Consider the following 14,682-nt stretch of genomic DNA (forward strand, 5'->3'; position numbering starts at 1 on the left):
AATTAGATCCGTGGCCTAGGCCACGGATCTAAGAAGAATATGGGTGGATAATACCACCACATTTGACAGAGAGCCAAAATTTCATCCTCATCTGCTCCTTTTTGAATCATCATAACAGCTGTATTTAAGTTTTGATATAGTAATAATTCGAGAGAATGCAGATGTTTGATACACAAAAAAGCCCATCAGCTACAGTGGGCTTAAGGAACGCTGAAAAATTTTTCAATTTCTTCTATGATTATCTTTAAGTTCTTGTCATTTTGAAAATGGCTTGCATTGTTTAAGGTGACGGTTTTAGATAATGAAAGGAAAATGTTCCTTGCCCTTGGCACTACTTTTTTAGCGGGGAAAAACACATCATTCTCGGCTGCAAAGAGTAGAGTGGGAGCCTTGTAGTTTTCCAGCTCTTCCTTGGTGGCATAGCTTGGAAATGTGGTTTCAAGTTTAACATAATCATAAACATACTTTATTTGCAGAAGCAACTCAGGATCTATTTCTGTATCAAACATACCCTGGCAAGCTTTGTATAAGTTTTTGTCACTGGGAAACATTTTATAAATGGCAAGCGGTATAAGAATTTCTTTCATCATATTCGAGATTTTGCCGTTTGCAATTCCTGATGGTACAAGCAGCACCGCCTTTTCTATCCTTTCCGGTGCATAGGCAGCCAGTCTAATGAGGATTCCGCCTCCATAGGAAGGACCAATGAATTTAGCTTTTTGAAGGCCAAGGCTATCCATAACATCACAAGTCCACTGGGCATATTCGTTCGACCTTGGCTGTAGGCGGGTCTCGTCACTTTTGCCTGGATGGCCGATCGTATCCGGTGCGTAGATTCGGTATTTTGCTGCAAGAAGCTCAAACCACTTTAATGTGATAGGATTGACCACATTTCCACCGTGAAAACAAATCAGAGGTTCTGCATCTGGATTCCCTCCGACGAGAATATGGGTTTTTCCAAATCTGGTTTCGACGTAGTTGCTTTCAAATTTTGTATCCAGTTCATTTTGCATTTTATCATAGAGTTCAAGAATTCTTTTCTTGCCCGCTGGATCTTTATATATGCTCTTCATTGTTTTGTCTCCTGTCAAAAAGTGCCCCTCTATCAACAATCTGATTACTTGATCAAAATGCTCATGACCAATTTCATTTTTATGAAGCAGTGTAAAAAATATTGTTTTTAAAGCTGAAGCTACAAAGCCTTTGTCATACTCGATATTAAAGTGATCTAAAATCTTTGAAATTGCATCTTTATCCTTTAGTAAATGACTCTTCACTTCATTTCCAGGGATTTTTTTAATAATTTGCTCGTAATCGCCGTTCTGAAGTCCCAGGATCCATGGATTCTTTTGTATCTCTAAAAAAACAGTGTACACTGTTCGAATAAATACTTGTTTTGGATTGTCGTTTGAAGACTTTACTGTTTCAAGCATTTCTCCTTTAATACGCATGTCAATCCGCTCAAGCACGTTAAAAAAGAGAAGTTCTTTTGACTGAAAAAATAGGTAGAAGGCTCCTTTGGAAATACCTACTCTTTTTACTAGCTCATCTACGGTCGTTTTCTTAAAGCCATATATAGACCAGCATTCCTCTGCTGTATCTAAAAGTCTTTCCCTAATGTACATTTTCTCTTTTTCACTAAATCCCTTAGCCATGTTTTCACCCCTCTTTTATGACTAAAATTTAAATTTTGGTCATAAAAATTGTATAAAACATTATAAGTGAAAACAATAACTTTCTAAATTAAAATTTTTGGAGATGAGAAGGAGAGAGGTTTTAATCGGTCAAAAAAAGGAAGAGTTTCCTCTTCCTCAGGGTTACGAGTTCTTTACGTGAGAATTGTTGGCGATAAAGCAGGTTTAGACAGGGGCTAGTATTCATATCATATGCTAAGGAAGGTTGATCAGTAGCTGTTCTATTTTTTTTTGATTTGATCTTAAAAATCAACTTTTTCATGATATCTCCATTGTTCTTCATCTAATTTTAATCCTTTGTCTCCATAAAAGTACTTAATGTATCTGTTTTCCTCTTCTTTTGACCTCTTTTGGATTTTGTATCCATCATGTTTATCTTGTCCGTTTAAAATATTTCTTGCTAGTATAAAGTCTTCAACGATATCGTCAAAATTTCCTTGACTCCATTTATTCAAGATTTCTTCTAAAGCAGTATCCGCTTTTATAGATTCGGCGTTCTTTTGTATAAAGGCTATATTGCCTTTAGTGAATTGGGGCCTAGAAGGAGATACTGTTCCAGCTATCTCAAAGTTTTCATTCTCTTGGAGCTCAACTTTCTGTAAAGCTATAGTCATCATTACTGAGGCTAAATCTTCTTCAGTATTGACCTCTCCCATGACCTCGGCAGCATGCTTTAACTCTTCCTCGTTAGCAACATAGTTGTCGATTTTCTGAACTGGAACTTTTTCTTCTGCTTCAGGCTCCTTATTAAGCTCTGCATTGTTTTTATTGGTCGGTATATTTGTATCATCTTTCGGTGAACAAGCAATCATACCTCCAATTACAATAATTAGAACGAACAGTTTGACTACAATTTTCTTAAACATTAGGAACCTCCTAATAAAATGCTACTTTTTCACTGAAATAATATTATAACAAATCTAAATATTATAATACAGGGAAATGGAAATGAGCTTCCAATTGAAAGGAGAAAATAAGTAGCGCCCTAACCATTTAATTAAATGCAGCTTATTAACGATATTTCCCTTACAGTATTTGGGGAAAAATCTTTTCAATCAGATCAATTCATTTTTGGTTGAGGTCAAATTTCGTTAGTACTTGAAAAATATCATAGTAATATTTGATTGGCCTCATCAATTTTGGTAGATTTATTTATGATTTTTTCAAATCTCATCTCTTTCAAAAAATCTATCAATATTTTGAACAACAAAAAAGACTCCTACCATTGTAGAAGCCTTGATATGATCGAATTAATAATGCCGTGAGTGGGAGTCGAACCCACACGCCCTCTCGGACACTAGAACCTGAATCTAGCGCGTCTGCCTTTCCGCCACCACGGCTAAAAACCAACTTCAATATTATAACATATTTTCATAAAAACAAAATAACTTTTTTAAAAGTGATTTAGAAATATAATAAGATATTATAGTATTATTACCGTGAGAAATCATGGACGCGGAGAGCACTAATTCAAAATAACGGATGGGAATGGGGAATATGGGTACTTGGGGAACAGGGGTATTCGATGATGATACTACTTGTGATGTAAGAGATAATTTTCTAGATTATTTGGATGAAGGACAATCTGCCGAAGAAGCAGGCCGCGCAATCTTGGAAGGCTATTTGGATGAGTTTAGTATTGAGGACGACTTGGAGATAATGTCTTTAGTGTTCATTGGACTTGCAGCTGTTCAAATGGATAAAAATTGTCTTCAGGAGCATATTCGTGCTCAAACGATTGATCTGATTAATAGAGGTGCTGATCTTGAATTATGGGAAGAAGCAGATGATGGAGGATATGAGGAACGGGAAAAAAACTTGAATGATCTGAAGCAAAAACTAATGAATTTCAAGTTAAAAATATGACTTTGGTTATTTCCATTTTAATCACACTCTTTATTGGTATCATTGTGTTATTGATTTATGGTCGAGAGGATATTGGCTGGATCATGGTTCCATTTCTAATTTTGTTAAAAGTTCTCAGCAGGTGATCCTTTACTAGCCATGTTGTTTTCTTTTCTGATAATGATGGTGCTTATATTTCCCGTATCTTGGCTGCTCATTATTTTTATTTAAAGTATAAAAGAAAAAGTCAGTAATAGAAAGCTGCTTGCCATCGCACTTTCCTTGTGATAACTTTCAGCCTTTTTTTCATTCCTGCAATCAAAAAAGAGAATCAATTCGAACCTTATAAAAATGATTTCTATGCTGTGGCAAATGCCATTTTCGAAGCTTACGATGAGGGGAAAGTACTGGAGGAACTTGAGTCACTTTTCCCAGGAAATATTATCCAGGAAATGAATAAGCTAAACAAGTCTGCAGGTGTGCACACTTTTATTGTTGCAGATAAAGATGTCGTCTATTTCAGTTATGGTGCTGTTTTTCAGTCGATCAGCGGAATTGCTATCTGTCGTAATGATAAAGATCCATCTATTGATGAAGCGCTGAGATCAAGGTTTTTTGATGGGGCTATACAATATAAGGATTTAGGACAGGAAGCTTATCTTTTTAATGATGGATTATAAGAGCATTTTTTGCGGTTGGAATAACTGAGGAGAAACAGAGAGAGACTAAGTAAAGAATCTTATGGTTTCTTTCCAATGCAGCTCAAGGATTAAACGCGCAGATTGTAAAATTTTATCGACCTGAAACGGAAATGTTATATTTTGGAATCATCGGTTTCAGTGCCATATTGCTGGGAATCATTTTAGTCCTTGTCACTCCTTTGATTCAAAGACAAATGAAGGGTTTACGTTAAAATTCTCTCTTTGAGAAAGAACTGCTTTTCCAAAGAGTCAAACCGTAGAGAAAATGCTACTTTTCTCTGCGGTTTTTTTGTTTCGGATAGTGAAAGTCTGCGATAATTTTTAAACTTTTTACTCCATTGTCTAGCTATGGGGCAACATATTGTTCTGGAACAACAAGGTACATGCATGAAAAAATGGGGATGTTAGAGGCGTAGCCACGGTCTATACTTTTATAAAAGTTACTGAAGGAAAGTATCATTGATTGCTCGTTATGATAATAAAAAGGATGCCTTTCAAATCAGTGGTTTAAATGAAGAGAATAAAATTAATTGATCAGGTTAATGAAGATGAACCTTTTTATGGAGCTTTCTGAAATGGTTACAAATACTCTTCCTCTTTAGGAGAAACCTTTAAACCCCATTCCACTTCATTTTCTGAATATCTCATTTCTTTAATGTCTCAACATTAAAGACCCCTCACGGTATATAACCAGAGGAGTCTCTTAACCTCTATTGTGGAATATCAAGCAAATCTGGCACGGTAACAAGTTTAAATCCTTTTTTTCGCAAATCATCAATCACTGTGGGCAATGCTTGTACAGTTCCCGATAAATCTCCGCCTGCTCCAGTTCCAGAATGAAGTAAAACAATGGATCCAGGTCTCACGCGAGAGAGAATATTGTTGACAATCTCTTCAGACTTTAAGCCTTTCCAATCAATAGAATCAACATCCCATTGTACGACGACTCTTTTATTTTGAGTTAACCACTCCAATTGCTTCTCATTGATTTGCCCATAGGGAGGCCTCACGATCGTGGGGGCAGAGCCTGTCAAAGAGGAGATTAACTTGTCGGTTATGTTAATTTGCCTTTGGAAATCTGCTTCTTTCATTTGTAGGAAGTCAGGGTGATTATACGAGTGGTTTCCCACTGTATGGCCTTCTTGTACAATTCGTTTAGCGATGTCAGGATATTTTTCAATTCGGTATCCCACCAGAAAAAAGGTGGCCTTTACTTTTTTCTCCTTGAGTATATCCAAAATCTTAGGTGTAAAAATATCATCCGGCCCATCATCAAATGTCAAAGCGATTTCGTATTTTGTTGAGGGACCTTTTTTGATTAGTGCTCTTTCTAAATTCTTATTGGGTATAGGCTGCTGTATAGCAAAAGCATTTTCCTGAAAAGGGCTGTAAAGGAAATTGATGAATATCAGAAGCATACAGGGTAATAACCTAATATATCTCACTTGGAATTCTTCATCCTTTTCATACGATGGTTTATGAGTAGAGTTTGTAGAACCGCAAGGATTATACATGTTTGAGAAATTCCGTTTGATTGAAGGACGATTGATGACGGTAAGGAACAATAATGAAAAGTGTTTCAGGAAAGGCACTATCTGTTATCTACCAATCTGATTTAAAACTTCATTCAGCAGAAGTCTCCGATAGATGCATATCGCTATTCCATTCAATGCGTGTTTTCAAACTGAATGGAGCTAAAGCTTCCAGCGGATGCACCGGTTTTCAGACGAGATTTATCAGGCGGAGCTTGATAAATTCATCCTCATGGAAGATTGGAGCATGTTTCGAAAAAAGTTGAAAAATATCTCAAAAAATATTCCGTAATCCGACAAGAATTTCATTTGAAAGTGAGTAAAATAGGGATTCGCGGGGAGGGAAGCTTTTGCAAGGAGGTAAAAGGATGCTTGACCTTTATTTTTATGTACAGATAAAGATGTTATACTTTTGTTCTGTTCATAATCGCTTTTAAAAATCTTTTTTCATTTAGAGGTTTGACAAAAAGATTTTCGGGTATTCATTCATTGTTATGATTACATATTAGGGGGAATGTGGTCATGGGGGAGAGTCATCCAAGCCGAAGACAATATAAAGAAGAGAGAGCAAAACAACCAAACGTAAAAGGGAAATTCCGGAGTCTAGCCATTCGTACCATGTTGGTATTCTTCATTTGTGCGGCTTTGATTACCGGGGGTTTTGCCTACACTGCTTTTGCGTACGTAAAAGAAGCGCCCAAATTAAATCCCGAGCAGCTAAACTCGCCATTGTCATCCACTATCTACGATATGAATAGCAAAAAGATAATGGATGTTGCGGGAGAGGAATATCGAAAAAAAGCTTCGTTGGATCAAGTCCCAAAAAGTGTACAGAATGCCTTTGTATCTGTCGAAGATGTGCGCTTCTGGGAGCACCATGGTATTGATGTCAAGCGGATAGCTGGCGCAGCACTTGCAAATATTAAAGAAGGTTTCGGAGTTGAGGGGGGCAGCACAATCACACAGCAACTCGTAAAAATGTCTTTTTTATCCCCGGAAAAAACGCTTGAAAGAAAAGTGCAGGAAGCCTATCTCGCTTTAAAATTAGAGAAAAAATATACAAAAGAAGAAATATTAGAGATGTACTTAAACAAGGTATATTTCGGTGAAGCTGCATATGGTGTTGCAACAGCGGCAGATGTATATTTCGGAAAATCTGTCAAAGATTTAAATGTAAGTGAAGCAGCGCTGTTGGCAGGATTGCCGCAAAGACCGAGTGGGTATAATCCTTACGAACATCCGAAGCTTGCCGAAGATAGGAGGAATCTCGTACTTTCTTTGATGCAAGAGCATGGATTCATTACGGAAAAGGAAAAAAAGGAAGCCCAGTCGATTCCGGTAAAAGAAATGCTCAAGAAAAAGAAAAAGAAAAATACATATAACAGCTTCACGGACAGAGTTATAGAGGAGTTGAAGGAAAAAGGGATTAAAGAGGACCAGCTTTACACAGAAGGGCTCAAAATTTATACAACATTTGATCCAAAGGCTCAAAAGATTACTGATAAAGTATTAAAGACGGATGATTATATTGCTTATCCTGATGATCAGTTCAGAGCGGGGGTTGTACTTTTAGATACGAAGACAGGCGAAGTACGAGCAATTGGCGGCAGCCGTGAGTCAAATACAGAGGTACAAAGGGGTTTCAACTATGCTACCCAAATGAAACGGCAGCCAGGTTCTACAGCAAAACCGATTATGGCCTATGGGCCTGTAATAGAAAATCTGAAATGGTCCACATATGAACAAATTAATGATGAAGAAATTGAATTAAATGGCAAGGTCTTTAAAAACTGGGATAACCAGTTCCACGGTAATGTTTCTATGAGAACCGCCTTGCAATGGTCGTACAATATTCCTGCCATCAAAGCAATGCAGGAAGTGGGTGCTGATGAAGCTAAGAAATTTGCCGGAAAGCTTGGCATTCACTTGGATGAGGTATTTCCGTCTTACGCCATTGGTGGATTTGAATATGGTGTATCTCCGCTTGAGCTTGCTGGAGCTTATTCAGCATTTGGGAATGAAGGAGTTTATAATGAGCCGCATACTGTCCGCAAGATAGTATATATGGATGGAAAGGAAAAAAATCTTCAGCCAAAATCAGTTCAGGCGATGAGTGATTATACAGCTTACATGATCACAGATATGCTTAAGACTGTGGTTACAGCAGGTACTGGAGATATGGCCAATATACCGGGACTTCCTTTAGCAGGAAAAACAGGTACTAACGAATTGCCTGATGATATCTATGGATATGGAGTAACAGATGCCTGGTTTGCGGGATATACGACTCAATATACCGCAGCCGTATGGACAGGGTACGATAAGATTGGTCAGGATAGCTTTGTGCGTATGGAGGACTCCCACAATGCCAAATTAATTTTCAAGCATATTATGTCAGAGGTTTCCGAAGGGGTTGAAACACCAGACTTTACCATGCCGTCATCCGTTGAAAAAATGACAATCGGAAATTGGGTAGAATTGTTTGTCAAAGGAACTGCCCCTGAAAGAAGGCCCGTCATCATTAATAAGCCACCGGTAAAGAAGAATGAAATAGAAAACAAGCCAGAGGTTACTGAGGAGAAAGAAGAGGTTGACGAGAATGCGGAGGAAGAAAAAGAAGAGGAAGTAGAGGAGGAAAAAGAGCAGGAAAAGAAAGAGGAAGACGAAAATTCAAAGGAAAAGGAAAAAAAGCCTGAGCAAAATGAAGAAAAGAAAGAGCCTGATAACAGTAAGGTGAAAAATCCGGAAGAAGAAAATCCAAACGATGACAATACTCAGCCTTCTGAAGGAAACAAAGATCAAGATGGCACCAATAATGGTCATTCTGAAGGGGAAAAAGGTAAAGGAAATCCAGGAAATAAGGATACCCCACCGAAAGGAGAAGGAGGAGGCTCTGACCCAAATAAAGGTCAACCAGCGGGGCAGAGCCCATCCCCGAATAGGGAAGACGAAAATAAGAAATAAAAAAAATTTGATAGCATTGAAACGATACTTATAAAAAGCGGATGTCTAGTAAGATTAGAACGGGCCTAGTGCCCGTTTTTTGATGCTCTCATTAAAAACAGGAACGATCCTCCAGTGGCAAAAGATTTCTATCCTAAATGGTAAGCAGTCAGAACGAGAGTAAGAGGTTTCCGTCGTAACTGATGGAAAAAAAAGCTGGACAAAATGCAAAATCAGCCGAAGGAAAAAATCGTTTTTTTCTTTGGCTGATTCATTTTAGGAGCTTTTTATGTGGCCCTATTCTTGTAGTGCACTCATGAAGTTGGATATGGAAAATGCCAATTCTTTTGCCTCTATTTCCAAAGGGGTGCTTGTGAACGCCCCTCCGAAAGCTTTGAGTACGGTTTCTGTTAAATGAACTCTCGGATGGTCCGATTGAATTTCATTTATCAAAAAGTCAGCAAATTGTTTCCCTTTTGGCTCTTCTTCAAGCGAGTTTGAAAAAAATGATAATCTTTCAAGTATTTTTTCCTTTGTACAAAAGTCTTCGTATGGAACTTCATTATCCGGCAAATATATACGGTCTCCCAGCAGCTTTTCTCCCGTTTGAATCATATTAAGCATAATGGCATCTGTTCTGCAAAGGATAAAGTTAATTAGTTTGAATAAGTTGATTTCCTCTTTCAAGGAAGAAACCCAAACATTTATGAAATGCTTGAACATGCCTACGACCATGATGGCGCCATCCAATGCATACGGCTCTGCTTCTCGTCCATATAGGTTAACGAGTCTTCGAGAAAGCCAAGCCAGCTCTGCCATATGGTGCTTTTTGATAAAGTCCCTTAATTCAGGGTCTTTGGAGTGGAATATTGCTTCAAAAAGAGGAATCAATTGATGTTCGCGATTGATTTCCATCCGAACTGCAATTTGTTTGGCGAAAATCTCCTTATCTGAAGGGTCTTTTCCTATCATTAATTCTTTTCTTCTAACATCCGTAATTTCTTGCGCATGACTTAGGATTGTCATGAGACACTCATTTTTGGATGAAAAGTAATTATAAAATGTACCTTTGGAAATATGAGATTCATCTAATATATCCTGTACAGAAGTAGTAGCGAAGCCTTTTTTGACAAAGAGCCTTTGAGCGGTTAATAAAACTCGGTGTTTCCGGTCATTCATTCAATCACCTTTAGACATTTAGTATACCTTTATATTAGCTTTTATTCCTATATTTATCAATGGTTTATAGAATTGGGGGATTTTTTTATTGCAAAAGTTGAACACAGAGTATAAAATGTGAAAAGTAAATTATGTATGAACGATTTTCAAGGCGAAAGAAGGGGAAAAAATGGATAAGGAAACACTGCATGAGAAACCGCCGTATGGCATCATAGCCATCCTGTTTTTTGGTGCGTTTGTAGCTTTTTTGAACAATACATTGCTGAACGTTGCGCTCCCGACCATTATGGCGGAATTTGAGGTGAAGCCGGCTGTTGTTCAGTGGCTTACAAATGGATATATGCTTGTTAATGGTATTTTGATTCCGGCAAGTGCATTTTTTATTCAAAAGTTCACTAACAGGAGATTGTTTTTGACGGCTATGTCGTTGTTTACATTAGGAACCGCGCTTGCTGCGTATGCACCACATTTTGGTGTCCTTGTAGCAGGAAGAATGATCCAGGCTTCTGGGGCAGGGATTATGATGCCGCTTTTGATGAATGTGATGCTTGCAGCGTTTCCTGTTGAACGGAGAGGGGCCGCAATGGGGATGTTCGGACTTGTCATCATGGCTGCGCCAGCCATAGGGCCGACACTTTCGGGCTGGATTGTTGAGCATTATAACTGGCGCACGCTTTTTGAAATTATCCTCCCGTTTGCAGCGTTGGCTTTGATTCTTGGGTTTTTTAAATTGAAAAACATTACTCCAAATCGCGATATTAAAGTGGATGTCTTTTCACTTATTTTATCAACCATTGGTTTTGGTGCTCTCCTGTATGGATTCAGTACAGCCGGTGATAAGGGCTGGGGAGCTTTGGAAGTGTACGGAACAATCATCATTGGAGTAGTGGCGCTAATAATTTTCATTCTTCGCCAGCTTCGAATGAAGGATCCAATGCTTGAGTTTAGGATTTATAAATACCCGATGTTCGCATTGTCTTCTGTCATTATGGTTGTGGTTTCTGCCTCTATGTTTTCCGGAATGATTTTAACCCCAATCTATGTTCAGACAGTAAGGGGAATTTCACCGTTCCATGCAGGGCTGTTGATGCTTCCAGGAGCCATCTTAATGGCGATCATGTCGCCGATTACAGGAAGATTGTTCGATAAATATGGGGCAAGGGTCCTGGCAACAATCGGACTTACGATTACAGTGGTGACAACTTATCTTTTCCATCAGCTTGATGTAGACACCGGATTTTATCATATCATGCTCCTTTATACGGTTCGTATGCTAGGAATGTCTCTTGTTATGATGCCTGTCATGACGAATGGATTGAATCAGCTTCCGATGTCTGCTAACCCTCATGGAACTGCTATGAATAATACTTTGCAGCAAATATCCGGGGCGATTGGCACTGCGGTTCTTGTTACAGTAATGAATAATAAATTGGAAACAAAAGGTACTGAGCTTGCTGAGGCCGCCGCCGCCGCCGGCAAGTCACTGCAAGACCCGACTGTAATGAAAGAATTAGCACAACAGGCAACACTTGGAGGAATTACTTACGCATTCCTCGTTTCAACTTTTATTGCTGCAGTAGCTCTCGTTCTGGCTTTGTTTATGAAGCGCGTCTTTCCTCCAAAGGCTGAGACTGCAGGTGCTGCAAAGTTGAAAGCTCAAACAGAATAAAATAATATTTTAAAGCATAAGAGGTGGATCAGAGCTTAGCTCACCATCTCTTATTTTTTGTCTCAACTCCAGAGTATGAAAAGTGTCTTGATTCTCCACATCTGTCCCTTACCTCAACGATTTACTCACATACAATAAAAAGGAGATCATAGGTTGGGAAGTGATAAAATGAATACTAAATTTAAAAACGGAAAGAAGGTTGATCCGTCCAATCCAGATACCATTCCAAAATTCGTAGATGAACTTTCGATTCCTTTGGTCGCCAGGCCAAGGGGAGTAGTGAAAGGGAGTCCGTATTATGAAATCGCAATGAAACAAATTCAGCACCAGTATCATTCATCTTTTCCTCTGACAACGGTTTGGGGATACGATGGATTGCAGCCTGGTCCGACAATAAAGGTCCGGAAAAATGAAAAGATCTATGTGCGGTGGGAAAATAAACTGCCAAGAAAACATCTATTGCCAATTGACCGAACGCTACATGAATCGGCTGGTCCCCCTGATGTTCGGACAGTTGTCCATTTACATGGTGCGAATGTCGATTGGGAAAGCGATGGCCATCCTGAGGCTTGGTTTTCAAGAGATTTTGCCGAAACGGGAGCGACTTTTAAGCGCCAAGTATATGAATATACAAACAGACAAATGGGGTCAACTCTATGGTATCACGATCATGCGATTGGCATTACAAGACTGAATGTATACGCTGGTTTAGCGGGTTTTTATCTGATTGAGGATCCGGTGGAAGAGCATTTGAAATTACCTAGAGGCAATTATGATATCCCTTTAATGATTCAGGACCGATCGTTCAATTCTGATGGTTCGCTGCAATACCCCGAAAACACTACTCCCCCAGCTCCAGTCAATCCTTCAGTTCAACCGTTTTTTGCTGGGAATACGATAACGGTTAATGGGAAGATTTGGCCGAAATTAACAGTCGAACCTCGCAAATACCGTTTTCGGATCTTAAACGGATCTAATACAAGTGCCTATAACTTAAGATTAGGGGATGAGCGGACTTTCTATCAAATTGCTACAGATGGTGGATTGATTGAAAGACCTGTTGAGCTGACAGAGCTTCCATTAGAACCTGCCGAACGTTCAGAAGTGATCATTGATTTCTCCAAACATAAAGGAAAGAGAATTACTTTGCAAAATACAAATGATGACGGGAATATGGGAGTGATTATGCGTTTCGATGTGCTTCTTCCTTCAAAAGGGATCGATTCAAGCGAAATACCGAGCGTACTCATTTCAGATGATGAAATATTGGATGAAAACGAGGCTGATAAAACTAGATTATTGAAACTTGATACAATCGAAGATGAATATAAAAGACCGGTGCTGTTGTTGGATGATCGAATGTGGCATGATCCTGTTACAGAAAAGCCTGTTATTGGCGATACGGAGGTTTGGAAGTTTGTTAACGTCACAAATTTTGCTCATCCTATGCACGTCCATTTGATCCAATTTAAAATCTTGCATAGGACACCTTTTGACTTGGACCGCTTTAACCAGGATGGCTATATTCAATATACAGGTCCCCCGATTGAGCCTAAAATATATGAAAAGGGCTGGAAAGACACAGTGAAAGCCGAGCCGGAGATGGTTACAAGTGTTATTATGAAATTTACGGAAAATCCCGGTGAATATGTATGGCACTGCCATATACTGGAACATGAAGATTATGACATGATGCGGCCAATGAAAGTAATAGAGAAGGAAAAATCATGATGAGGGCATGTCTCACGTGCCCTATCCTTGTGCTACAATAAAGTGGACAAGTTATATCAGGGTGTGATGGATATGGAGGAAAAAGAGCAGAAAGATGTCGATGGTGATTTAATTGAAAGAATCGATGAAGAAGAAATGCAGGAGCTTGTCCGTCAGGCTCAGGAAGATGCCTTGTTTAAAGCTTCTCTTGAAAAACAGTCTGAGAAGACATCTCGGCGTTTTCCAAGATGGTTGTTTTGGCTGATCTCCAGTGTATTTTTATTCAGTACCTTTTCCTTCGTTTTTCAAATTTATTCGATACCTGCGATTGAATTCTTGGCAGCATCGGCCCGCCTGTCAACGGATAAAAAAGTGACAGAATATAAAAAATCAGTTGTTACAATTGCTGCTGGTGATAGTAAAGGAACGGGATTCTCTATTTCAAGTGATGGGGAAATTTTAACAAATTATCATGTTATTAAAGGCCATGAGCATGTGACGGTGGACTTTCCAGAAGCCGGAGTCTTTCAGGCTCAAGTGACTGAGACGTATGAAGCAATCGATTTAGCCTTACTTACTGTCGATGGCGAATATTTGCCTTATTTAGAATTGGAGGAACATCCGGACTTTCCCGTGGATGAGCAGATAAAATTCATCGGAAACCCCCTTTATTTCCACGGTATTGTGAACGAAGGAGTGATTATTGATTCCATTCGTTTACGTGATTGGGATTATGACGTCGTAATGATGAAAGCTCCAGTCTATCATGGAAACAGCGGGAGTCCAGTGATTGATGAAAATGGCCAGGTCATAGGAGTGGTTTTTGCGACTATGAAGTATGAGGGATATGGGAAAGTCGGTCTCTTTGTACCGATTGGACTGTTTCTTGAACATGAAAAAACTTGAATCGATGGAACTTTAAAGGCGGTATAGTTCATTTATGTTGCTTTAAAGCGTTCAATTCAAGCTCTGCATCCGCAACTCTACGATTTACAAAGATAACATTTTCACGCATTGTCCTTATTTCATGCATAAGGATGTTGTCAGCATTTATGTTTTCAATATGATAATCATCGACCTTTTTGATTAATTGGTCCAGCTTACCTTCGATGGTACTAATATTGGTTTCAAGATTAATCATTTTGCCAGAGAGCTTACCTTCAACGTTACCAATATTGGTTTCAAGATTAACCATTTTGTCAGAGAGCTTACCCTCGACGTTGCCAATATTGGTTTCAAGATTAATCATTTTGTCAGAGAGCTTACCTTCGACGTTATTAATATTGGTTTCAAGATTAATCATTTTGTCAGAGAGCTTACCTTCGACGTTATTAATATTGGTTTCAAGATTAATCATTTTGTCAGAGAGCTTACCTTCGACGTTATTAATATTGGTTTCAAGATTAATC

11 protein-coding genes, 1 tRNA gene and 1 pseudogene are annotated in these 14,682 nt (G+C 38.8%); 7 read left to right on the forward strand and 6 right to left on the reverse strand.

The genetic code is table 11. From position 1 onward, the window contains the following. Positions 1–200: 200 nt before the first annotated feature. The 3 genes from H9631_RS06365 to H9631_RS06375 form a co-directional block, all read right to left on the reverse strand. Positions 201–1,655, reverse strand: a complete 1,455-nt coding sequence (locus H9631_RS06365) for an alpha/beta fold hydrolase (protein ID WP_191811072.1) — start codon at positions 1,653–1,655, stop codon at positions 201–203. Positions 1,656–1,936: 281 nt separating this feature from the next. Continuing rightward, the gene (locus H9631_RS06370; protein WP_191811074.1) at positions 1,937–2,560 is read right to left on the reverse strand and encodes a DUF6241 domain-containing protein; all 624 of its coding nucleotides are present in this window, start codon (positions 2,558–2,560) and stop codon (positions 1,937–1,939) included. A gap of 391 nt (positions 2,561–2,951) precedes the next feature. Next, a tRNA-Leu gene (locus H9631_RS06375) sits at positions 2,952–3,034 on the reverse strand. 157 nt (positions 3,035–3,191) lie between these two features. Between H9631_RS06375 and H9631_RS06380 the strand changes: the two genes are divergently transcribed. The 3 genes and pseudogenes from H9631_RS06380 to H9631_RS22290 all read left to right on the forward strand — a co-directional run. Next, positions 3,192–3,560 carry a DUF4259 domain-containing protein gene (locus H9631_RS06380; protein WP_191811076.1) on the forward strand — a complete coding sequence of 123 codons (369 nt, stop codon included), beginning with the start codon at positions 3,192–3,194 and terminating at the stop codon, positions 3,558–3,560. Positions 3,561–3,904: 344 nt separating this feature from the next. Further along, positions 3,905–4,219: a hypothetical protein gene (locus H9631_RS06385; RefSeq protein WP_191811078.1), complete on the forward strand. Its 315-nt coding sequence runs from the start codon at positions 3,905–3,907 to the stop codon at positions 4,217–4,219. Positions 4,220–4,278: 59 nt separating this feature from the next. Next, positions 4,279–4,452: pseudogene (locus H9631_RS22290) on the forward strand (MFS transporter); the annotation flags it as partial. 498 nt (positions 4,453–4,950) lie between these two features. Here H9631_RS22290 and H9631_RS06390 read toward each other — a convergent pair. Next, a complete protein-coding gene (locus tag H9631_RS06390; RefSeq protein ID WP_191811080.1) occupies positions 4,951–5,685 on the reverse strand; it encodes a polysaccharide deacetylase family protein in 735 nt (244 codons plus the stop codon). A gap of 609 nt (positions 5,686–6,294) precedes the next feature. Here H9631_RS06390 and H9631_RS06395 point away from each other — a divergent pair. Then, positions 6,295–8,736, forward strand: coding sequence for a PBP1A family penicillin-binding protein (locus H9631_RS06395; protein ID WP_191811082.1), 2,442 nt, complete (start codon positions 6,295–6,297; stop codon positions 8,734–8,736). Between the two features lie 276 nt (positions 8,737–9,012). On the opposite strand, the gene H9631_RS06400 is transcribed toward H9631_RS06395, so the two are convergent. Next, entirely contained in the window at positions 9,013–9,894 is an 882-nt protein-coding gene (locus tag H9631_RS06400; protein WP_191811084.1) for a TetR/AcrR family transcriptional regulator, read from the reverse strand. A gap of 169 nt (positions 9,895–10,063) precedes the next feature. On the opposite strand from H9631_RS06400, the gene H9631_RS06405 reads away from it, so the two are divergent. The 3 genes from H9631_RS06405 (at position 10,064) to H9631_RS06415 (ending at position 14,179) form a co-directional block, all read left to right on the forward strand. Then, positions 10,064–11,563: a DHA2 family efflux MFS transporter permease subunit gene (locus H9631_RS06405; protein ID WP_191811086.1), complete on the forward strand. Its 1,500-nt coding sequence runs from the start codon at positions 10,064–10,066 to the stop codon at positions 11,561–11,563. Between the two features lie 168 nt (positions 11,564–11,731). Then, entirely contained in the window at positions 11,732–13,294 is a 1,563-nt protein-coding gene (locus H9631_RS06410) for a multicopper oxidase family protein (RefSeq protein ID WP_191811088.1), read from the forward strand. A 72-nt stretch (positions 13,295–13,366) separates the two neighbouring features. Continuing rightward, a complete protein-coding gene (locus H9631_RS06415; RefSeq protein ID WP_191811090.1) occupies positions 13,367–14,179 on the forward strand; it encodes a S1 family peptidase in 813 nt (270 codons plus the stop codon). Between the two features lie 28 nt (positions 14,180–14,207). Here the strand turns inward: H9631_RS06415 and H9631_RS06420 are convergent. Then, positions 14,208–14,682: hypothetical protein (locus H9631_RS06420; RefSeq protein ID WP_191811092.1), on the reverse strand; the 475-nt coding region annotated here is incomplete at its 5' end.

The sequence above is a fragment of the Bacillus norwichensis genome (genome assembly GCF_014836955.1).
Classification (GTDB): domain Bacteria; phylum Bacillota; class Bacilli; order Bacillales; family Bacillaceae_C; genus Siminovitchia; species Siminovitchia norwichensis.

Bases quoted from the DNA above. Each gene is read 5' to 3' on its own strand.
- H9631_RS06395 (WP_191811082.1), top strand. From the start codon at position 6,295: ATGGGGGAGAGTCATCCAAGCCGAAGACAATATAAAGAAGAGAGAGCA.
- H9631_RS06410 (WP_191811088.1), top strand. From the start codon at position 11,732: ATGAATACTAAATTTAAAAACGGAAAGAAGGTTGATCCGTCCAATCCA.
- H9631_RS06405 (WP_191811086.1), top strand. From the start codon at position 10,064: ATGGATAAGGAAACACTGCATGAGAAACCGCCGTATGGCATCATAGCC.
- H9631_RS06415 (WP_191811090.1), top strand. From the start codon at position 13,367: ATGGAGGAAAAAGAGCAGAAAGATGTCGATGGTGATTTAATTGAAAGA.
- H9631_RS06400 (WP_191811084.1), bottom strand. From the start codon at position 9,894: ATGAATGACCGGAAACACCGAGTTTTATTAACCGCTCAAAGGCTCTTT.
- H9631_RS06370 (WP_191811074.1), bottom strand. From the start codon at position 2,560: ATGTTTAAGAAAATTGTAGTCAAACTGTTCGTTCTAATTATTGTAATT.
- H9631_RS06380 (WP_191811076.1), top strand. From the start codon at position 3,192: ATGGGTACTTGGGGAACAGGGGTATTCGATGATGATACTACTTGTGAT.
- H9631_RS06365 (WP_191811072.1), bottom strand. From the start codon at position 1,655: ATGGCTAAGGGATTTAGTGAAAAAGAGAAAATGTACATTAGGGAAAGA.